Source organism: Pseudoalteromonas phenolica (assembly GCF_044788725.1).
Lineage (GTDB): Bacteria > Pseudomonadota > Gammaproteobacteria > Enterobacterales > Alteromonadaceae > Pseudoalteromonas > Pseudoalteromonas phenolica_C.
This window is the reverse complement of record NZ_CP173162.1, coordinates 570,962-592,726: the sequence shown is the minus strand read 5'-3', so window position 1 is coordinate 592,726 and position 21,765 is coordinate 570,962. Positions and strand designations below refer to the sequence as shown.

Sequence of the window (21,765 nt, the reverse complement as noted above, 5' to 3'; positions counted from 1 at the left end):
TTGGTGACGCACGTTTACTGCGTCAGCTTTAAAGTCTGCATATCTTTAAAAGTGCTATAGCTTGAGGTGATAACTCTGTCGCCCTCGTTTAATCCCTCTAACACTTCAATGAATTTGTTATTGCGCTGACCAAGGCGAACTGGTTTGCGAACTGCAACATCGCTACCTTGTTCGATTACAAACACCCACTTGCCTGCTGTATCGAGGAAGAAGCCGCCATTTGGGATCATCTTGGCTGGTTTTGCATCGGCAAGTAGTAACTCCATCTGTAACGTTTGGCCACGACGAATAAGCTCAGGTAAGGCATCGTTAAAGGTTAAATCGACTTCAAAGCGACCGTTGCTTACCTCGGCATAAACTTTTGCCAGTGTCAGTGTGTAATCTTGACCTTGGTGAGTGATTTTTGCGGTTTGCCCAGCAAAAACACGACCAAGATAAAACTCATCTATTAGCGCGCTAACCTTGTACTCACCGACAATATCAACCTGACCTAAACGTGAACCACGCGACTTTGACTCACCCAGCTCAGCATTGAATGCGGTTAGCTGGCCGTCGATTGGCGCTTTGATCACTAGGTTTTCAAGGTTCTTACGGGCAAAACTTAAGTTCTTATTTAACTGTGCAACACTGTCTTCAAGCTGGGCAATTTGTGCGGTACGGATAAGCTCATCTTGCTCTTGTTGTTCAATTACCAATGTACGACGAGCTTTTAAATATTGTGTGCGGTCAATCACGGCTTTTAATTCGTCTTGCGATACTAAGTTGTTCGCCACCAGCTTTTTGTGCTGTTCTAATTTGCGCTCACTCTGTTTAATCTCGAAATCCAGCTCTAATAAGTTGCGTTTTAGATTTAAACGGTTTTGGTCGATGGCTAAGCGGGTATTATGTAGGTTATTTAACTGCTCAGAAATTTGTGCTTCACGAGAGATAACATCTAGCTGCAACCCTGTGTTACTCAAAGCTAAAATCTTATCGCCCTTTTTAACCATGGCGCCTTCTTCTACAAAACGCTGCTCTACACGGCCACCCTCAATGGCGTCTAAATACACTGATTTACTCGGGGTAATATTGCCGCGTAGTGGGATCATATCGGTAAATTCACCACGAGTGACTGTGCTTACCTTTATTTTGTCCATTTCTAGGTTATAACGACTGCCGCTGCTGTTTGCCGTATTGCTTATCAAGAAGTACGCGATGGCGATTGCTGGCGCTGCCAACCACCATGCTTTAACTGTGCGTTTTTTGCTGATCACTTTATCCATTTCTAACATCCTAATCGTTTAGATTTGTTAGATATAAGACAATTACTGTGCCAAAAACAAAAACCAATATAAAACAATTGGTTACCATTTTAAGTGCGATTTAACACAGATAAAAGTGTAAAACTTTAAAACACTTGGTGTACGATATCGTACACTTTGAAAGTAAGGAAATACGCCATGGCTGTAATTGATAAGTCGATTTTGGTGGTTGATGACAACGCCGAGATCTTAATTGCCACTAAGATGTTATTAAAACAACACTACAAGCGTGTTGTCACGCTAGATAACCCGCACAACATCAGTGACGCCATGGAGAAAGAGTCTTTTTCTCTTATCTTACTCGATATGAATTTCACCCGAGAATCGACCTCTGGTGCCGAGGGCTTTTACTGGTTAAAGCAAATCAAAGCCATAGACGAAGACGCCGTTGTGGTGCTATTTACCGCCTTTGGCGATATGTCGATGGCTGTGGATGCCATCAAACAAGGGGCCAGTGATTTTGTGCTTAAACCTTGGCAAAACGAAAAACTACTGGCAACCGTGGCGAACTGTATCGACTTAAGCGCACAGCGCCAAAAAAGCAAAAAGCTGAACCAAATCGCGGCGCTGTCTTTGGCAGATCAAAATCGTCCATTTGAGAACCTCATTGCTAAAAGCCCTGCCATGGAACAAGTGTTCACAACCCTCGAAAAAGCCGCAAAGACCGATGCCAATGTACTGATTTTAGGTGAAAGTGGCACAGGTAAAGAAGTTATCGCCCGGGAATTTCATAAGCAATCACTGCGTGCCAAGGACACCTTTTTATCGGTTGATATGGGCACCATTGCCAGCTCGTTATTTGAAAGTGAGCTGTTTGGTCATGCCAAAGGGGCGTTCACCGATGCCAAAGAAAACAAACAAGGTCGTTTTGAGCTGGCCGACACCGGCACCCTCTTTTTAGATGAAATCGGGAATATTCCGCTCGAATTACAAGGCAAGCTGTTAACTGCTATTCAAAACCGTGTGATCACCCCGGTTGGCGGCAGCAAAGAAATCTCGGTCGATATTCGTTTGATCACAGCAACCAACATGAATTTATACGACATGGTGCGTGAAGGCTCGTTCAGACAAGACTTGTTGTATCGCATCAATACCGTCGAGATCACACTGCCCGCACTGCGCGATAGACCGCAAGATATTCCGTTACTGATAGAATTTTATGCCGACCTTTACTGCAAAAAATACAAACTAGGCCATAAAACGGTGAGCGATAAGACCATGGCGCAGTTACTTGCCTATGATTGGCCGGGCAATATTCGTGAATTGCAGCATTTAGTAGAACGTTCAGTGATCTTGTCAGACGGTGAGCAACTGCAATTTCAGCTCATGCCAAGCCAAGAGACGCAAAGCGGTGCTGCGCAGCTCGACACTTATAACCTTGCTGACATTGAGCAAATGACCATAGAGCGTGCTATTGCTGACTTTAAAGGCAACATTAGCCATACAGCTAAGGCACTCGGAATCACCCGCGCGTCGTTATATCGCAAAATGGAGAAATACGGTGTTTAATAAAAACAGCGCGGCGGTGTTGAGTTACTTTGTTTTAGCGGTCGGTTTTGCCTGTATAGGGCTCTATGGTGTTGCATTCAGCCATGCCACCTTGCTCAGTATTTTATCTTTATTTGGCTCTGCGCTATTTGCAGCCCTGACACTCAAACTTTTTGCCAAACAACAACAGCAATTCAACGAAGTCATCAACGCACTGAAATATCAAGACAGTAGTTTTCGCCTCAGTGAAACCCACACCTTAGGTGCTAAAGAGCAACAGGTCTGCAATGACCTGATCAAAAAAGTACAAGACGATAAATTCAAACAAGCCGAGCAAGTCGCTATTTTCGAGACCATGCTACAACACATTGATGCAGGGGTGATCCTCATCAAAAATCAGCAAGACGTAGTGGTGTGTAACAACACCGCTAAGCGAAGCCTAGACATTCGAACGTTTAGCGATGCGAAAGAGCTCTTAAGCGCAAAACCCATTCTTGAGCAAACCAAGCAAGGTGCCAGTGTCGAAGACGACATGCTGTTTAAATATTTCGCCTTTAATTACCATAATAATCGCTATGAGCTTTGGCTGTTTACTGCCATTTCAGAGCAAATAGAAAGTACGCAAATGGATTCGTGGCAAAAGCTTATTCGCGTATTAATTCACGAAATTGGTAACTCTGTCGCCCCTATTTATTCGCTCTCAAACACCCTGGCGACCATCACAGAGCAGCAACTTGCAACCCAAGTAGATGACCAAGATTTAGTCGACGATTACCTACAAAGTCTGAACGCCATTGGCATTCGCAGCCAGTCTTTGCTTGGGTTTATTGAAGATTATCGTAAGCTCACACATATTCCTCATTTAGAGCTAAAGCCAATTTTAGTGCAAAACCTGTTTGATGATTTACAACCACTAGTGAAACCACAATTTGATGAGGCTAATATCGCTTTAACGATTTCGATTGAGCCCGAAAACTTAACTGTCTCAGGCGATAAAAAGATGCTTGAACAGGTGCTAGTTAACCTAATCACTAATGCTCTAGATGCCTTAAAGTTGAGTCAAAAAAATGAGAAAGCAGTGAATATCACTGCGAGTATTAACCGCTATGGAAAGTGTGAAATCACCATACAGGATAACGGCGATGGCATTGAACCGAGTGCACTTGAGAAGATCTTCGTGCCTTTCTTTACCACTAAACCAAAGGGCTCAGGCATAGGTTTAGCACTCAGCCAGCAAATTATTCATCGTCATAAAGGGCGAATAAAAGTGGCATCTGAGGTCGGTGAAGGTGCGAGTTTTACACTGGTTTTATAGTAGCTTCTAAGAAGAGAGCCTGAATTAAAAGCGTCAGAAGGCTCTAACGCTTTTTGCTTTTAATCAGTTTTGTGTTGGCTGATAAATCAAAGTGCTTGATAAGGTTTCTTGTGGGCCAATTTTAGCGGCACCACCGAGCACATATACTTCTCCGTTTAGGCTCACCTTACCGTGACCATGACGCGGGGTCGGTAAAGGTTCTATTTCCTGCCACTCATCAATATTAGGGTCATACAAGAACACTGAGTTAAACACTTTGCCATCTTGCCAATTGCCAGTGTTTGAAAAAGCTTCGCCGCCTGAGACGATAATCTTGCCATCAATCACGGCAGCAGCAAGGCCTGCCGCAGCAATCGGTAAAGGTGCGCGGGTTTGCCAAGTTTCGGTTTGAGCATCGTATACTTCAACTGTGTTTAAGTTTTGTCGATTTTCACCGCCAGTACGGCCGCCAATCACATAAATATCATTGCCGATAACTGCACCTGCCGCCGAAGCGCGGGCAGTCGGTGCGGGTTTGGCTTTGCGCCAGTATGCGTTATTCACCAACACATAGTGGGCGTTGGTGTCGATATTTTGCGTCTCACCGCGTTTTCGTGTTTTCCCGCCAATCACATGAATATTTTTACCGACGTTTGCATATACAGACTCGGCTAATGGAATAGGTAAAGACGACGCACTCATCCAGCGGCTCTTTCTGCTGTCTAGACGATACACAGTTCGCTGCGGCTGCCACGCGTCTTCTTTAGGACCTGTGAAGCCACCGATGGCATACACATAATGGATGTTGCTTGCCATCCCTAGATGATGTCGTGATTCAGGTAAGTCAGGGGCTTTTTCCCAAAATTGCTCTGCGGGATTTAGGATAAATACCTTTCGTGTCGGTCCTAAACCATAAAAACTGTCAGAATCTGTTTTAGTAAAACCACCGCCAATGAACACCCTATCCATAAAAACGGCGGGGTAGACCTCTTGAAAAGTAATGGGTAAGTCTGGCGCGGGCTTCCACTTTGGTTGTGAAGGTGTTGCCGAGTCAGCCGCGAATGACGTTGCGCCTACTAGCATGCAAGTTAACAGAACTAAATTGTTTAAAAGCCTCACTAAAACTCCTTCGTTTCTGATCTGTTCATACATGATTATCACAAACTTAACCGCCAATGCATTGATTTGGGTCCAACGTCCAAATTTGTCATACAGAATTCTTTCATCTAAATGATTATAGAGCGAAATTTAGAAAACAGATCTCAATGAATGCAAACTCTAAGGTACAATCTCGTCAATTACAGAATGAGGAACTTTTAATGCAAGATGCTATTTACTTAATTTTGCCGACAGAGCAAGTACCCGCAACACTCAGTGACGCTTTTTACAGCACGCCTTCAATTGACACAGAGGGCTTTATTCATGCGTGTTCTGAGTCGCAAATTAATTACGTGTTGGCGCGCTTTTATAAAGACCAAGGTCCTCTATCGTTGTTGAAAGTTGACCCAAACCTCATCAAACCTGAAGTTAAGTACGAAGGCGCAACGAACAATCCAGAGCTTGGGCTATTTCCGCATATTTATGGTCAGCTTAATACCGATGCGATTGTTGAAGTCACTGAGATTTAAGTTGTACAGTAGTAGTGTGTTTACCTGCCACATATTTTTAAGACAAGTTTAGGAATAACATGAAAACCTTAACGATCGCGCTCATTATTTTGGGCTTTTTTCTTTCACTAAAGTTTATCGACTCTTTGATCCATCGTTATGGCAATAAAAAAGGCGTCAGTATTTTTCGTATCAAATACATCAGTAAAACCATTTATATCGTTGCGTTGCTGTTTATTATTCCGCTAATAGTGAGTATTTCGGGGCTAGCCTACTCGCAAGTGGCGTTATTTATGTCGTCAGTGTTTGCTGTATTAGGTGTGGCACTTTTTGCTCAGTGGTCAATTTTAAGTAATATCACAGCCAGTTTGATTATCTTTTTTGGCTTTCCATATCGCGTTGGCGACAGAATTAAGGTCATGGACAAAGACGACGATATTTCAGGCGTCATCGAAGAGATTTCGCTGTTTCATGTGCTTATTCGCCGAGAAGATGAACTGATCACCTATCCGAATACGCTGATTTTGCAAAAAGGGGTGATAAAAAATCCAAAGAAGGCAGAGGTAAAAGAACCTACGAATTCAGAACAAAAGCTTGAAGATAAAGAGTCGGTTGAGCCTAAAAACAATTCGCCTCTGTAATAACTCAAAAACCCCTGTGCATATTTACATAGGGGTTTGTAACTCATTAATCTTATTTCCAAATTCTTTTAAGCTATTACTGCCACTCTGTAAGTAACTTTCGCCAGCCCACGACATTAGCCGGGCCTTTCAACCGAATAATACTATTGCGAATAAATCGTCCAATTGGTGAACGTCCTAGCCCTGCTAGCTTAATGATTTTATTAGACTCAGATACAGTCCATGTGACTCGTTCCGCTCTTGCTGTTTTATAGGCCTTTAGCGCTTCATCTACAGACTTATTACTTAAGTTATCAGCAAGACAGTTTATATCTTCTAAAGACATGCCTGCACCTTGCTGTAAACTGGGTGGGCAACCATGCAATGCATCTCCAACTAAAACCACGCGATCAAATACTGATTCTGTTTGCTCTACACTCTTAAGTTGTCCAAGCACAATATGCTGTTGTTCGGATAAGTCTTTTACGCATTGCACAACAGGCACATCATACTCTGAGAAGATATCCTGCAGTGCTTTATCACTCGGTAGTGCAGCATACTGACCTTGCTCATCCATAATTTGACCATAACAATACACCTCACTGTCACTGATTGGGTAGATCATGAATGCAGAGTCATTACCCACATAGTAAGTCGGTTGTATATTAGCTTTAGGCTTTTTAGTGATAAAACGCCAGTTCGTAACTTGATGAGTAAGCAATGATGTATTTGGTTGAACCATACTTCTTATGGCTGAGTTAATACCATCAGCCGCAACGACAAGGTCATACGTTTTACAAGCACCTGTATTGAATGTCACGGACACTTGATTGTTTTCTTGGCTTAGTGCTGTTGGCCTAGTGTTTAACTGCACATCAGCCGCCATACCATCTCTTAAAATAGACATCAGTGTATCGCGCTTCAAAGCGACAAAAGGCGCTTTATTTAATGGCGCTTCATGTAATGAAGCTGAAGCCAAGGTCTTGCCCGATGACAGCGCATATTCGATTTGATCAACTTGAAAAGCAGCCAGTTTGACCTGTTCGGCCAAATCTAGTTGCTCTAGCGCTAGCATGGCATTGGCAGGTAAACAAATCGCGGCACCTTCACTGACCAACTCAGATGACTTTTCTATAATATCAATCTCGTAACCGAGTGGCTGTAAACGACGATACAGAGCACATCCGGCAATGCCTGCTCCAACAATTAATATGCGCATCAACTTATTCTTATAACATATGAAATTAAGCGCAATATAGCATTAGTTAGACCCGAAAAGTCATCTTATCTGTCAAGTTTTAGGTCTGAACTTAAGCGCCAGGTACTTAAAGAAAATAGGAGGCGCCAATGCTCGCTAACAGTAGAGATGCAAACGCAAACCTCAGCCATTTTGCTTGTTCGGGTTTTGCAAAAAAGGGTCTGAGTTTACTGCCGATTGCCATCCATAATCCATCAACGATAACGGCAACAACAAAGCTCACTGTAGCAGTTAGTATGGCACTGTAAACAGGTGAATTTGCAGGGATCATAAAGTTTGCGAAAATGGCTAAAAACGCGGCGTAAGCTTTTGGGTTGATTAAATTTAATATAAAGCCATCTTTAAAACTTGGCGCTGCCCCTGCTCTTTGCTCAATTCCACTGGTATTACTCGCAATCTTGTACGCCACATAAATTAAATAAGCGGTTGCGACCCCTTGGCAAATGAGTTTGACCGTTGGGAATTGCTCAAACAAACTGCCTAACCCCAATGCAACTAAGCTAATTGCCACCAGCAAGCCGAGTAGAATACCAGCAAGAAATCCTAAACCTTGCTTAAAACCAAAACTGGCACCGACACCTGCTAGGGCAAGTGGTGCAGGCCCTGGCGAGCCCAATAAAAGTGCGGTAGTAAGTGCAAGGGTAGTAACTGCTTCTATCATTTTTCATTCCTTTTCCCTTCACTTTTCAAGCCATACGGGTGTTGGCTGTGCTCAGCTACTTCATCACATGCACACTATGCTCAGAAGAGGCTTCGCTTGCCGCCTACGTATGATTTGAAAATCATTGGGAGTATCAGTTGTTTAAAAAGACCATTAAAAAAGGCCCTCTCGGGCCTTGGGAGTATCACAACTCATGAACAATTTGCTTAAATTAGTCTTGCGGTACGCGTACTAAACCTTCCATTAGCACTCGTGCACTGCGGCTCATGACTGCTTTTTCAGCCAGCCATTTACCATCTACAAGTTTTGCAGCTGCACCGACTTTTAATGTGCCTGATGGGTGGCCAAAGGTAACGCTTTCTCGCTCACCGCCACCTGCAGCCAGATTTACTACGGTGCCAGGAATTGCAGCTGCGGTCGCAATTGCAACAGCCGCTGTGCCCATCATGGCGTGGTGAAGCTTGCCCATAGAAAGCGCACGAACACACACATCGATATCCGACTCAGCTATCGCTTTACCACTTGAGGCGGTGTAAGCCTGAGCAGGTGCGGCAAAGGCAATTTTAGGTGTATGCTGACGCACTTTTGCTTCTTCGATATCTTGGATCAAACCCATTTTCACTGCGCCATGGGCACGAATGGTTTCAAAGCGTTCAAGCACGGCTGCATCACTGTTAATGGCTTCTTGTAACTCTGTGCCTGTGTAACCTAAATCTTCTGCATTGAAAAATAGGGTCGGAATACCCGCGTTGATCATGGTCACAGGGAAAGTGCCAATACCCTGCACTTCAAGACTGTCAATCAAGTTACCTGAAGGGAACATATCGCCTTCACCATCAGCTGGGTCCATAAACTCAACCACCACCTCGGCTGCAGGAAAAGTCACGCCATCTAACTCAAAATCACCGGTTTCTTGCACTTCCCCATTGGTCATAGGGATGTGCGCGATGATGGTTTTTTTGATGTTGGCTTGCCAAATACGTACAACCGCAATGCCGTTTTCAGGCACACGTTCGGCGTCAACTAGGCCGTTGCTGATTGCAAATGCGCCTACCGCAGCAGTTAAGTTGCCGCAGTTTCCACTCCAATCGATAAAAGGTTTATCAATGGCAACTTGACCAAATAGGTAATCTACATCGTGATCAGGCACATCACTTTTTGCCAGAATCACAGTTTTACTGGTGCTTGACGTTGCACCGCCCATACCATCGGTGTGTTTTGCGTATGGATCAGGGCTGCCAATCACGCGTAGCAATAAATTATCGCGTGCTTCACCTGCAACTTGTGCTGCAGCAGGTAAATCAGCAAGGTTAAAAAAGACCCCCTTACTGGTGCCGCCACGCATATAAGTCGCAGGCACTTTAATTTGTGGTTTGAAAGCCATTTAAAAATCCTTCAAAAGCGAATGAGAGAGCCTCATTCGCTTGTTTATTAATTATTAGCTTCTAAAAAATCTTGTGCGAATCTTTGAAGCACACCGCCAGCCGCGTAAATTGATACTTCTTCTGCAGTATCAAGACGACATAGCATAGGCACTTCTACACGCTCGCCGTTTTGACGATTAATCAATAAGGTTAACGTTGCACCTGGGCTTGGCTCGCCAATAACGTCATAGGTTTCAGTACCGTCAAGACCCAGTGTTTTACGGGTTGTACCGGCTTCAAATTGCAGAGGTAATACACCCATACCGATTAGGTTAGTACGGTGAATACGCTCAAAACCTTCTGCTGCAATCACTTCAACACCCGCTAAACGTACGCCTTTTGCCGCCCAGTCACGTGATGAACCCTGACCATAGTCCGCACCTGCCACAATAATCAACGGCTGCTTGCGTTCCATGTAGGTTTCGATGGCTTCCCACATGCGCGTTACTTTACCTTCTGGCTCAATACGCGCCAGTGAACCTTGTTTTACCTCACCGCTTTCGTCCAACACCATTTCGTTAAACAATTTCGGGTTCGCAAAGGTTGCACGCTGCGCGGTTAAGTGGTCACCACGGTGGGTTGCATATGAGTTAAAGTCTTCTTCTGGCAGACCCATTTTCGCCAAATATTCACCCGCAGCACTGCTTGCTAAAATTGCATTTGAAGGTGATAAATGGTCTGTGGTGATGTTGTCGCCTAGAACAGCAAGTGGACGCATACCTTTCATGGTGCGTTCAGCAGCTAGTGCGCCTTCCCAATATGGTGGGCGGCGAATGTAGGTACTCATTTCACGCCAGTCATAAAGCGGATCGTTTTTCTCCCCATAATCGACGTTTAAGTCAAACATTGGCTCGTATACTTGACGGAATTGCTCTGGCTTCACGCTTTTTGCGATCACTGCGTCGATCTCTTCATCCGTTGGCCACAAGTCTTTCAGGGTAACTGGGTTACCGTCTTGGTCATGTCCCAGTACATCTTTTTCGATGTCAAAACGAATGGTGCCGGCAATCGCGTATGCCACAACCAATGGTGGAGACGCTAAGAAAGCTTGCTTTGCATAAGGGTGAATACGACCATCAAAGTTACGGTTACCTGACAGTACCGCCGTTGAATATAAGTCGCGGTCGATGATCTCTTGTTGTATTTTCGGGTCTAAGGCACCACTCATACCGTTACATGTTGTACATGCAAATGCCACAACACCAAAACCAAGTTGCTCTAATTCTGGTAATAACTCGGCATCTTCAAGATACATTTTTACTGTTTTTGAACCCGGAGCCAGTGATGACTTAACCCAAGGCTTACGAGTTAAACCCTTTGCGTTGGCATTACGTGCGAGTAGACCAGCGGCAATTACGTTGCGCGGGTTAGAGGTATTAGTACAGCTGGTGATAGCTGCGATGATCACCGCGCCATCTGGCATTTTGCCTTCTTCGTTTTCAACTGTGCCTGCAATACCCGCTTGTGCAAGTTCTGAAGTAGATACACGGCGGTGCGGGTTTGAAGGGCCAGCGATATTACGGCCAACTGTTGATAAATCGAAAGTAAGAACGCGCTCATATTCTGCTGTTTCTAAGCTGTCAGCCCAAAGACCGGTTTCTTTCGCGTAGTTTTCAACAAGCTGAACTTGCTCGTCGTCACGGCCAGTGATCTTTAAGTAATCGATGGTGTGTTGGTCGATGTAGAACATCGCCGCCGTCGCACCATACTCTGGTGTCATATTTGAGATGGTTGCACGGTCACCAAGCGTTAAGCTTGCTGCACCTTCACCGTAAAACTCTAAGTAAGCGCCGACTACTTTTTCAGCTCTTAAGAACTCTGTAATTGCGAGTACGATATCAGTTGCGGTAATGCCCGGTTGAGCTTTACCTGTCAGTTCAACACCGACAATATCTGGTAGACGCATATAAGAAGCACGACCTAGCATGACGCTTTCTGCTTCAAGACCACCTACACCTACTGCGATTACACCAAGTGCATCAACATGTGGTGTGTGACTATCTGTACCAACCAATGTGTCAGGGAATGCAACGCCATCTCGCGCATGGATAACCGGCGACATTTTTTCTAGGTTGATTTGGTGCATGATGCCGTTACCCGGTTGGATAACGTCAACGTTTTTGAATGCAGTTTTTGTCCAGTTAATAAAGTGGAAGCGGTCGTCGTTACGACGGTCTTCAATGGCACGGTTTTTCTCGAATGCATCTTTTTCAAAACCAGCGTGCTCAACTGCTAGCGAGTGGTCAACAATGAGCTGAGTCGGAACCACTGGATTTACTTTAGACGGATCGCCCCCTTTTGCAGCAATTGCATCACGTAAACCGGCAAGGTCAACAAGGGCGGTTTGGCCCAAGATATCGTGACACACAACACGTGCAGGGAACCAAGGGAAATCAAGGTCACGCTTTCTGTCAATTAACTGAGATAAGCTTGCATCTAGCTTTTCTGGCTCACAACGACGAACTAAGTTTTCTGCAAGTACACGCGATGTGTAAGGGAGTGTGGCATACGCGCCTGGTTTAATGGCATCAACAGCTTCACGTGCATCATAAAAAGCGAGTTGAGAGTTGGGTAATATCTTACGGTATTTGGTATTCATAATTCTATCTTCGGTGACGGGGTAGAAAAGGCTTAAATCGATTGAATTAAAAGTGTGGCCCTTTAATAAGGTTAAGGCACCACACTTTTGATAATACGATTTGAATTAACGCTCTGAAATTGGCGTTACAGGACGTAGCTCTTCACCTGTATATTCCGCAGAAGGACGGATAATACGGTTGTCAGCACGTTGCTCCATCACGTGTGCAGCCCAACCCGTTAGACGAGACATCACGAAGATAGGCGTGAATAGCTTAGTCGGAATACCCATGAAGTTGTATGCAGATGCGTGGAAGAAATCAGCGTTACAGAAAAGCTTCTTCTCGCGCCACATTACTTCTTCACAACGTACTGATACAGGGTAAAGCACCTCGTCACCCACATCAGCCGCTAGCTTTTCAGACCAGCCTTTAATAATTTCGTTACGAGGATCTGATTCTGAATAAATCGCGTGACCGAAGCCCATGATTTTTTCTTTACGCTCAAGTTTACCCATCATTTCAGCTTCTGCATGATCTGGTGAAGTAAAGCCTTCGATCAGTTCCATCGCCGCTTCGTTAGCACCACCGTGCAGTGGACCACGAAGTGAACCAATCGCACCCGTTACACATGAATGCATGTCAGAAAGCGTTGATGCACAAACGCGCGCTGTGAACGTTGACGCATTAAACTCATGCTCTGCATAAAGAATTAGAGATACGTGCATAACTTGCTCATGTAATTCTTTGGCTTTTTCTCCGTGTAGCATTGTAAGGAAGTGACCACCGATTGAATCGTCATCAGTTTCAACGTCAATGCGCACGCCATCATGGCTAAAGCGGTACCAGTAACAAATGATACTTGGGAAAACCGCTAACATGCGATCTGTCACTTGTTGTTGCTCATCAAATGTCGCTTCACCTTCAAGGTTACCTAACATTGAACAACCCGTACGTAACACGTCCATTGGGTGTGCGTCTGCTGGAATACGCTCTAGTACATCTTTAAGGGCTTGCGGCAGACCGCGCATTGCACGTAGCTTGTCTTTATATGCGTCTAGCTCTGCTTGCGTTGGTAGGTGACCTTTTAAGATAAGGTGCGCCACTTCTTCAAACTGACAGTTTTCAGCTAAGTCTTTTACGTCGTAACCGCGGTAAGTTAGGCCAGAACCTGATTTACCTACTGTTGATAATGCTGTTTTACCCGCTACTTGTCCGCGTAGGCCTGCACCGCTTAGTACTTTTGCCATGATGTTGTCTCCTGAATTATTTTTACCTGCTGGGTATTGATATGTGCTGAGTGCAGGTTCATTGCCTGCACTTCAAAATTACTACTACTTATTTTTGCCTTCGGCGAACAACGCATCAAGCTTCTGCTCGTAGTCGTGATAGCCAAGGTAATCATAAAGATCCATACGAGTTTGCATGGTATCGATGACAGCTTTTTGATCGCCGTTTTGTAAAATGCTTTGATAAACTAGTTCAGCGGCTTTGTTCATTGCACGGAAAGCACTTAATGGGTAAAGCACCATATCTACGCCCCACTCACCAAGTTCTTCTTTGTTCCAAAGCTCTGTTTTACCAAATTCTGTGATGTTCGCTAAAATTGGCACATCTAGCGCCTCGCTAAATGCACGGTAGTGCTCTTCAGTTTGTACTGCTTCTGCAAAAATGCCATCAGCACCCGCGGCAACATAAGCTTTTGCACGCTCAATCGCTGCTTCTAAGCCTTCTTGTGCGAATGAATCTGTGCGTGCCATGATGAAGAAATCAGGATCGGTACGCGCATCGACTGCCGCTTTAATACGGTCAACCATTTCTTCTGTTGATACGATCTCTTTATTTGGGCGGTGACCACAGCGTTTTTGCGCAACTTGGTCTTCCATATGCACAGCTGCTGCACCGGCTTTTTCCATATCACGAATGGTTTTAGCGATATTGAAAGCACCACCCCAGCCTGTGTCGATATCAACCATCAGAGGTAGGTCGCATGCTGAAGTAATACGTTGTACGTCAGCAATAACGTCGTTTAAAGAAGTCATGCCTAAATCAGGAAGACCATAAGAGGCATTTGCAACACCACCACCTGATAAATAAATTGCTTGGTGGCCGATTTTCTTCGCCATCATTGCGCTGTAGGCATTAATTGTGCCCACGATCTGCAGTGGTTGATTGGCTTTTAATGCATCGCGGAATTTCTTACCCGCACTGATAGTTCCTGTTGTCATCTTGATGATCTCTCTGGTTATCCTGAAAATTAGCGTAAGAAGCTCACTGATTTAGCTTGGCTTCGATATTATTTTTTGAATACATAATGTGTCGGCGCATCAGCATTTCGGCCAACTCAGGGTCGCGATTGCTAATGGCTTGCACTATATGTTTATGCTCGTCAAAAGCGGTACTCACACGAGGACCCGCCATGCCTAACTGCACGCGGTACATGCGCACCAAGTGATATAGGCCATTGACCAGCATATTAATTAAATGATTATTTTTGCTGCCGAGAATAATGCGGTAATGAAAATCTAAATCGCCCGCTTCTTGATAATAACGCTCAGTGGTTTTGATATTTTCTGATTGGCTATTGAGGAGCATTTTCAGCTCTGTTACTTCGTCATCAGACATATTAGCTGCAGCAAGACGTGCCGCCATGCCTTCAAGTGACTCACGCACTTGGTAAAGTTCAATTAAACCCTCAGGGCTTAATGCCACCACACGTGCACCCACATTGGCTTTTCGTTCAACCAAGTGGCAGCTTTCTAAACGATTAATGGCTTCTCGAACAACTGCACGGCTTACCTCATATTTTGTCGACAACTCGGTTTCACTTAATTTCGATGCTGCTGGAATAACACCTTCAACAATCTCTTTTCTTAAGCGAAAAAACGCTTTATCTGAGGCTGTTACAGCATTTTCTTGAAAAATCGACATAATAAATCTTAAAAGCCGTGTTTAATAAGTTGTAGACAATATAGTAGTGGTTGACGTGCACGTCAACCTAGAAACGACAAAATTGTCGACAATATTTGGATATAGTGTTTATAAGTTTGGTGAATGTTGGGGAGGGGGGTCTTCTTGAGCGGGTTATTGAAGGTGAGGTTTTTATTAAACGGATAATTTTTTATCAGGGTTGCTTTCTTGTGTTGTAAATAGGGGTGAATAAGGCTCGGTGTTGTTTTGCTTCCATGTAGCTTGAAAATGCCTCAGCACTTTTTAAACTTGCTTAATTCACCTTGCGCAAAACTAACCTTGCTTCGATAGGGTGTCTGGTTCTAATGTAGTTAAAATTGCTCTCTTCACCTTGCGCAAACAGCGCGAACTTCGTTCACTAGTTTGCACCACATATAAAAAAAGCAAGCTAGTGCTTGCTTTCTTGTTAAGTGATTAACACTTAAAGTACAGTGATGTTCTCAGCTTGTGGGCCTTTTTGACCTGTAGCTAATGTGAACTCTACTTTCTGACCTTCAACTAAAGTGCGGAAACCGTCACCTTTAATAGCGCTGAAGTGTGCGAAAACATCTGGACCATTTTCTTGTGCAATGAAACCAAAACCTTTTGACTCGTTAAACCACTTAACGGTACCAGTAACTGTATTAGACATAATATGTATATCCTGATCTTTAAAATTAACTATGCCCTTGTGGGCGCATAGAGCAAAAACTAGACGGTACTTAAAAACTTCAGGACGGTACTACAAGTATGACTCATACAATAACGTGGTGGAAATTTATAAACACTGACAAATTTTTGTCTAAGTTCATAGTAAAGCCCTCACAAGCTAAGTCAAACAATTTCAGGTCAAAAAATGATTAATTTTTGATTACAGGTAGATCCATTAAAATTCACAGGCTTCTTAACGTACAAAATATTATTGTATAAAAATCAATGCAGTCATTGCTCAGCAAGCATTTTTATGCGCGCCAGCAAACGCGTGACAGCCACTTTATACGCGCTCATTTATTGCACTATTTTTTTATCGCTGTAGGTTTCATCGAATGCGCTGTAATCGTTCTATCTGATATGATCCGCTTAATAACTAATTTTTAATTACCCATAAGCTAATGACCTATCAGCATGACTTTATAGACTCTATTTCAAACATCTCAGAGCAAGTTTGGGATTCACTGACAAGTGACCACGTATTCACCCGTTACGCTTGGCTCAGTGCATTGGAAAAAAGTGGGTGTGTAAATAGGCAAACAGGCTGGCAGCCTCAACATCTTGTCATTAAACAGAACGATCATATTGTGGCTATCTTACCTGGCTATATAAAAAGCCACTCTTACGGTGAATACGTCTTTGATTGGGCGTTTGCTGAAGCCTATGAAAGGTATAGGCTAGAGTATTACCCTAAATGGCTATGTGGTGTACCTTTTACCCCAGTGCAAGGTCCTCGTATTCTTTGCAAGCACATTACACCTGAATTAATAGGTTATATAGAAGCTGCTTTACTTGAGTTAAGTGAGAAAGGCTTTAGCGGTATTCACCTTAACTTTTTATCTGAACACACACATTTTGCCAGCACCACATTGATCCCAAGACGCAATGTGCAATTTCATTGGCAAAATAAAGGCTATCAAAGCTTCAGTGGCTTTCTATCAGCGCTTAATGCTCGAAAGCGAAAAATGGTCAGTAAAGAGCGCTTAAAAGTACAACAACAAAACTTAACCATACGCTGGTTTTCAGGCAGTGAGATTAATGAGGCATTACTCGATGCCTTTTATTTAAGTTACCGCCTGACTTATTTAAAGCGCTCAGGCCATAAAGGCTATTTAAATCGCGAATTTTTCGCCTTGATAATAAAGAACTTACCGCATACCGTTCGTTTATGTTGCGCGTGCAAAGATGATGATATTGTTGCCACTAGCCTTTATTTTGTTTCAGGCGATACCCTATATGGCCGCTATTGGGGTGCAATTGAATCTCAGTATGACTCGCTTCACTTTGAGCTATGTTATTACCAAGGTATTGAACTTGCGATAAAAGAAGGCCTCAACAATTTTGATGCCGGCGCGCAAGGCGAGCATAAGCTCGCCCGTGGCTTTGAACCCGTTTGGCGCCACTCTTACCACACCTTGTTTAGACCTGAGTTTAAAATCACGCTACAAGACTATTGCGAAAGAGAAACCCAAGCCTTACAGCAGTACTTTATTGAATGTGAAGCGAAATTACCGTTTAAACACCAATAGTCGGTTATTCGCTGGCATTTCATGGTCTTGAACTAACTCAAAACCTTGTTTATTCGCCAAAGACACAACCCACTCTTGATCCCGAATACCACTGTGTGGGTCTCTTGCCCTTAACATGGCATCGAAGCCTTGATTGCTTTCACTGGTAAACTGGCCATTGTAGTTAAACGGTCCATAAATGAATAAATGACTATGCGAAAGACTGTGTTTGGCCGCGCCGATAATTAGTTTTTCAACCAAAGGCTCAGACACAATATGAAGCGTGTTAGCAGTGTAAATTGCATCGTACTTTTCAGTCACGGGCCAATCATGATTTAAATCTAGTGTCATAGGCGCAATTAAATTACTCAGCTTAGCTTCGTCTAACCATGCGTTAATACCTTCATGAAGTATGGCTTGATCTGCCGTTTGCCAAGTTATATTTGGAAGATGCTTTGCAAAATGCACAGCATGCTGCCCAGTACCACTTCCTATTTCTAAAACTTTTTCTTTACCCGTTAGATATGTTCTTATCTTATTCAGAATTGGGCCTTTATTGTTTTCACATGCTTGAGAATATGGCTTTGTCATGGTTGTTTTGCACTAAATTGAGGAGTTACTGCCCGTTATTGATGCAATTAATTTAAGAAATAGCAAGCGAGATCAATAAATCTTTTCTATAACTACTTAAAGTGTCTACATAAGTTTTTCTTGGTACAACTTCTGCAAAACAAACTACACAGAAATACCAATACTTCAAAGCGTGCAACTCGAGGAGAGATAAGATGAAAATTTCAGAGATCACACAAATGCCATCTGAATTAAAGAGTCAAGGCGTCATCAAAGAGAATAATGAAGAAGATTTAAAGAAAAGTAAGTCTTACAAACAAGAAGTCGCGAATCTTATGCAGCTCGAAGAACAAGAGAAAGAACATACAGAACAAAACTTTCTGTATGGATATAATTAATATTATCCTTTCTTAAAAAAAACGCAGCCAATTGGCTGCGCTTTTAGGTTGGAAGAAATTTATTACTAGCTAATCAAACTTAGCCAACAAGTGCTAACAAAATACCGGCTGCAACGGCACTTCCTAGTACGCCCGCTACGTTTGGTCCCATAGCATGCATTAACAAGAAGTTATGCGGGTTATTCTCTAGACCCACTTTGTTCACTACGCGTGCCGCCATTGGTACAGCTGATACACCTGCCGCCCCCACTAATGGGTTAATTGGGTGTTTCGAGAACTTGTTCATGATTTTCGCCATGAATACACCCGACGCTGTACCAATTGAGAAAGCCAAAGCACCTAGCACTAAAATACCTAAAGTCTCAACCGTTAAGAATTCTGACGCTGATAACTTTGAGCCCACAGCTAGACCCAAGAAAATAGTCACGATATTGATTAGCTCGTTCTGTGCTGTGTTACTTAATCTATCAACCACACCACACTCTCGCATTAAGTTACCTAAACAGAACATACCAACTAATGGTGCAGCCGAAGGTAGGAACATAATCGTTAATCCTAGAACAGCCAGTGGAAAAACAATTTTCTCACGCTTTGTCACGTGACGTAGTTGTGGCATTTCAATCTTTCTATCTTCTTCAGATGTTAGCGCACGCATGATAGGCGGCTGGATGATTGGTACTAATGCCATATAAGAATATGCAGCTACCGCAATCGCGCCTAATAGCTCAGGTGCAAGCTTAGATGCCAAGAAAATCGCCGTCGGACCATCTGCACCACCAATGATGGCAATCGCAGAAGCATCTTGCAGAGTAAATTCAAAGCCCGGTACAAAGTTCAGCGCAATTGCACCGAATAGTGTCGCGAAAATCCCAAACTGCGCTGCAGCACCCAGTAGTAACATACGCGGGTTTGCAATAAGCGCACTAAAGTCTGTCATCGCGCCCACGCCCATAAATATCAACAGCGGAAAAACTCCACTATCAATACCTATATAGTAAACGTAATACAACAGCCCACCTGGCTCAGCCATGCCTGCCACAGGGATATTCGTTAATATTGCACCAAAGCCAATTGGTACTAACAGTAAAGGTTCAAACCCTTTTGCTATAGCAAGGTAGAGTAAACCACAGCCCACCGCCATCATGACTAAAGCTGGCACGGTAAAGTTGGCAAGGCCCGTTGCTTGCCATAAATTTAACAACCCGTCCATGAGACCTCCTATGCAAGTTCAATCATGGCATCACCCGTTGCGACAGAGTCACCTTCAGAGACTAAGACATTTGCAACAGTACCACTGTGCGTCGCGCGCACTTCTGTTTCCATCTTCATGGCTTCCATGATCATGACTACATCACCTTCAGCTACAGCATCACCTGCACGTACCAGTAACTTAAAGATGTTACCGGCAAGTGGTGCATTCAGAGTTTCACTCGTACTGACCGATGCTGACTGTGGAATAAGCTCACTATCTTTGACTTGAACTTCTTTAAGTTCACCACCTGGTGCAACGACAACATCATAAACTTTGCCATCAACTTGCACACTGTAACGCTCTGTTGATTGTTTTTGTGGAGAAGCCGGTTTTGCTGCAGGTGCTGGCTTTTCAGTGGTAACTAAAGTTGGTTTCGGCTCAAACGCATCTGGGTTGTTGCGGTTTTTAAGGAATTTAAGACCGATTTGAGGGAATAGCGCATAAGTTAACACGTCATCAACTTGCTCTTCAGCCAACTCAATGTTGTCTTCTTTGGCTTTCGCAACTAGCTCAGCCTCGAGGCTATCAAGTTCAGCATCGATCAGATCTGCAGGGCGACACGTGATCGCTTCTGCGCCATCTAATACGCGTTGTTGTAACTCTGAGTCAACTTCAGCTGGGGTTGAACCATACTCACCCTTTAACACACCCGCCGTTTCTTTTGTGATGGTCTTGTAACGCTCACCAGTTAGAACATTTAGTACCGCCTGAGTACCGACGATTTGCGATGTTGGAGTCACCAGCGGAATAAAACCAAGGTCTTTACGAACAGCTGGGATCTCTTTCAGTACATCATCTAGCTTATCGCCCGCGCCTTGTTCTTTAAGCTGATTTTCCATGTTAGTTAACATGCCGCCAGGCACTTGAGCGAGTAAGATACGGCCATCAACGCCTTTTAAGCTACCTTCAAATGCCGCATATTTCTTTCTAACTTCGCGGAAGTAACTCGCAATCTCTTCTAGCTCACCAAGGTTTAAACCTGTATCACGCGCTGTGCCTTCAGTGATAGCCACCATGGTCTCTGTGGCGCTATGACCATAAGTCATACTCATAGACGAAATAGCAGTATCAAGCATATCAATACCCGCATCGATTGCTTTTTGGTATGTCGCTGTGCTTAAACCCGTTGTCGCGTGACACTGCATGGCAATTGGCACCGACACGGTATTTTTAAGTTCAGTGATTAACTCTTCTGCATCATACGGCTTTAATAACCCTGCCATATCTTTAATACAGATTGAGTGACAGCCCATGGCCTCAAGCTTTTTCGCCTGTTCTAACCACATCTCTAAAGTGTGAACCGGACTCACAGTATAAGAAATGGTACCCTGCGCATGCGCTCCGACTTTAATAGCGGCTTTAATCGCTGTTTCAAGGTTTCGGACATCATTCATGGCATCGAAAATACGGAAAACATCAACACCATTATGATGTGCACGTTCTACAAATTTCTCCACCACGTCATCGGCATAATGGCGATAACCCAGTAAGTTTTGACCACGTAAAAGCATCTGTTGCTTGGTATTTGGCATGGCTTCTTTTAAAGCGCGAATGCGATACCAAGGATCTTCGCCCAAATAACGAATACAAGAATCAAAGGTTGCACCACCCCAAGACTCAACAGACCAATAACCAGCTTTATCTAGTTTCTCTGCGATTGGCAGCATATCTTCTAGGCGCATTCGCGTAGCAAGCAATGATTGGTGTGCGTCTCTTAAAACCAATTCAGTTAATTTTAACTTTGACATAGTGGACCCCTTTATTATTTTGATCTGTACTGAGCGATAGCTGCACTGATTGCAGCAATGTGCGCGTTAGATACGCCTGTTGATGTTGGGCGTTTAGTAGGTTGACGTTGTGGCTTTACTGGCTCATCACCACCTGCGATAAGTGATAACTTGCTTACAGCAAAAATTAAGATAGATAAGAAGGCAAAAACCCCAACCATGCCGGTAAGCATTAAGCTGGCTGCCTCTAGCAACAATGCGCCTATATCCATGTTCTCCCCCTTTTTCACAACGCGCTTTGCGTCATTAATCATTTTTTATAAATATTTATTCAACATCATAACAAACGAGCTCGACTTGTAAACAACATTGTAAATTGGTAATACCAATATTAAAAATTGAACAGTAGCAACAACTTAAC

The 21,765-nt window shown here is 43.7% G+C and carries 20 protein-coding genes; 6 read left to right on the top strand and 14 right to left on the bottom strand.

What is annotated here, in order from left to right; translation table 11 throughout:
• Positions 1-14: 14 nt before the first annotated feature.
• A complete protein-coding gene (locus ACH784_RS20155) occupies positions 15-1,262 on the bottom strand; it encodes an efflux RND transporter periplasmic adaptor subunit (RefSeq protein ID WP_404395450.1) in 1,248 nt (415 codons plus the stop codon).
• A 177-nt stretch (positions 1,263-1,439) separates the two neighbouring features.
• Here ACH784_RS20155 and ACH784_RS20150 point away from each other — a divergent pair, with 177 nt between their 5' ends.
• A complete protein-coding gene (locus ACH784_RS20150; RefSeq protein WP_404395448.1) occupies positions 1,440-2,810 on the top strand; it encodes a sigma-54-dependent transcriptional regulator in 1,371 nt (456 codons plus the stop codon).
• Positions 2,803-4,104 (top strand): sensor histidine kinase, encoded by a 1,302-nt coding sequence (locus ACH784_RS20145; RefSeq protein ID WP_404395447.1) that lies wholly within the window; start codon positions 2,803-2,805, stop codon positions 4,102-4,104. The genes ACH784_RS20150 and ACH784_RS20145 overlap by 8 nt, the downstream gene beginning before the upstream one ends.
• A 63-nt stretch (positions 4,105-4,167) precedes the next feature.
• On the opposite strand, the gene ACH784_RS20140 is transcribed toward ACH784_RS20145, so the two are convergent.
• Entirely contained in the window at positions 4,168-5,202 is a 1,035-nt protein-coding gene (locus ACH784_RS20140) for a Kelch repeat-containing protein (RefSeq protein WP_404395446.1), read from the bottom strand.
• 200 nt (positions 5,203-5,402) lie between these two features.
• Here ACH784_RS20140 and ACH784_RS20135 point away from each other — a divergent pair, with 200 nt between their 5' ends.
• Together ACH784_RS20135 and ACH784_RS20130 are read left to right on the top strand one after the other, a co-directional pair.
• Positions 5,403-5,711, top strand: a complete 309-nt coding sequence (locus tag ACH784_RS20135; RefSeq protein ID WP_404395445.1) for a DUF952 domain-containing protein — start codon at positions 5,403-5,405, stop codon at positions 5,709-5,711.
• Positions 5,712-5,770: 59 nt separating this feature from the next.
• Positions 5,771-6,331: a mechanosensitive ion channel domain-containing protein gene (locus tag ACH784_RS20130; RefSeq protein ID WP_404395443.1), complete on the top strand. Its 561-nt coding sequence runs from the start codon at positions 5,771-5,773 to the stop codon at positions 6,329-6,331.
• Between the two features lie 76 nt (positions 6,332-6,407).
• On the opposite strand, the gene ACH784_RS20125 is transcribed toward ACH784_RS20130, so the two are convergent.
• The 8 genes from ACH784_RS20125 to ACH784_RS20090 all read right to left on the bottom strand — a co-directional run bounded on the left by ACH784_RS20125 (position 6,408) and on the right by ACH784_RS20090 (position 15,830).
• Positions 6,408-7,529, bottom strand: a complete 1,122-nt coding sequence (locus ACH784_RS20125) for an FAD-dependent monooxygenase (protein ID WP_404395442.1) — start codon at positions 7,527-7,529, stop codon at positions 6,408-6,410.
• Positions 7,530-7,635: 106 nt separating this feature from the next.
• Positions 7,636-8,229 carry a LysE family translocator gene (locus tag ACH784_RS20120; protein WP_404395440.1) on the bottom strand — a complete coding sequence of 198 codons (594 nt, stop codon included), beginning with the start codon at positions 8,227-8,229 and terminating at the stop codon, positions 7,636-7,638.
• A 211-nt stretch (positions 8,230-8,440) separates the two neighbouring features.
• Positions 8,441-9,613 carry a 2-methylaconitate cis-trans isomerase PrpF gene (gene prpF, locus ACH784_RS20115; RefSeq protein WP_404395438.1) on the bottom strand — a complete coding sequence of 391 codons (1,173 nt, stop codon included), beginning with the start codon at positions 9,611-9,613 and terminating at the stop codon, positions 8,441-8,443.
• Positions 9,614-9,660: 47 nt separating this feature from the next.
• On the bottom strand, positions 9,661-12,252 hold the full coding sequence (gene acnD, locus ACH784_RS20110) for a Fe/S-dependent 2-methylisocitrate dehydratase AcnD (RefSeq protein ID WP_404395436.1): 2,592 nt from the start codon (positions 12,250-12,252) through the stop codon (positions 9,661-9,663).
• A gap of 105 nt (positions 12,253-12,357) precedes the next feature.
• On the bottom strand, positions 12,358-13,479 hold the full coding sequence (prpC, locus tag ACH784_RS20105) for a 2-methylcitrate synthase (RefSeq protein ID WP_404395434.1): 1,122 nt from the start codon (positions 13,477-13,479) through the stop codon (positions 12,358-12,360).
• Between the two features lie 84 nt (positions 13,480-13,563).
• A complete protein-coding gene (gene prpB, locus ACH784_RS20100) occupies positions 13,564-14,442 on the bottom strand; it encodes a methylisocitrate lyase (protein ID WP_404397001.1) in 879 nt (292 codons plus the stop codon).
• Positions 14,443-14,500: 58 nt separating this feature from the next.
• The gene (locus tag ACH784_RS20095) at positions 14,501-15,160 is read right to left on the bottom strand and encodes a GntR family transcriptional regulator (protein WP_404395433.1); all 660 of its coding nucleotides are present in this window, start codon (positions 15,158-15,160) and stop codon (positions 14,501-14,503) included.
• Between the two features lie 460 nt (positions 15,161-15,620).
• Positions 15,621-15,830: a cold-shock protein gene (locus ACH784_RS20090; RefSeq protein WP_058031834.1), complete on the bottom strand. Its 210-nt coding sequence runs from the start codon at positions 15,828-15,830 to the stop codon at positions 15,621-15,623.
• Positions 15,831-16,290: 460 nt separating this feature from the next.
• On the opposite strand from ACH784_RS20090, the gene ACH784_RS20085 reads away from it, so the two are divergent.
• Positions 16,291-17,418: a GNAT family N-acetyltransferase gene (locus ACH784_RS20085; protein WP_404395432.1), complete on the top strand. Its 1,128-nt coding sequence runs from the start codon at positions 16,291-16,293 to the stop codon at positions 17,416-17,418.
• Here the strand turns inward: ACH784_RS20085 and ACH784_RS20080 are convergent.
• Positions 17,398-17,988: a DUF938 domain-containing protein gene (locus tag ACH784_RS20080; RefSeq protein ID WP_404395431.1), complete on the bottom strand. Its 591-nt coding sequence runs from the start codon at positions 17,986-17,988 to the stop codon at positions 17,398-17,400. The genes ACH784_RS20085 and ACH784_RS20080 overlap by 21 nt on opposite strands.
• A 194-nt stretch (positions 17,989-18,182) precedes the next feature.
• On the opposite strand from ACH784_RS20080, the gene ACH784_RS20075 reads away from it, so the two are divergent.
• The gene (locus tag ACH784_RS20075) at positions 18,183-18,365 is read left to right on the top strand and encodes a hypothetical protein (protein ID WP_404395429.1); all 183 of its coding nucleotides are present in this window, start codon (positions 18,183-18,185) and stop codon (positions 18,363-18,365) included.
• 79 nt (positions 18,366-18,444) lie between these two features.
• Here the strand turns inward: ACH784_RS20075 and ACH784_RS20070 are convergent, their stop codons facing one another.
• From ACH784_RS20070 to ACH784_RS20060, 3 genes are read right to left on the bottom strand one after another with little or no spacing between them, the layout of a single operon-like run.
• Positions 18,445-19,575, bottom strand: a complete 1,131-nt coding sequence (locus tag ACH784_RS20070) for a sodium ion-translocating decarboxylase subunit beta (protein ID WP_404395427.1) — start codon at positions 19,573-19,575, stop codon at positions 18,445-18,447.
• Positions 19,576-19,583: 8 nt separating this feature from the next.
• Positions 19,584-21,365, bottom strand: coding sequence for a sodium-extruding oxaloacetate decarboxylase subunit alpha (gene oadA, locus ACH784_RS20065; protein WP_404395425.1), 1,782 nt, complete (start codon positions 21,363-21,365; stop codon positions 19,584-19,586).
• 14 nt (positions 21,366-21,379) lie between these two features.
• Positions 21,380-21,616 (bottom strand): OadG family transporter subunit, encoded by a 237-nt coding sequence (locus tag ACH784_RS20060; RefSeq protein WP_404395423.1) that lies wholly within the window; start codon positions 21,614-21,616, stop codon positions 21,380-21,382.
• Positions 21,617-21,765 lie beyond the last annotated feature (149 nt).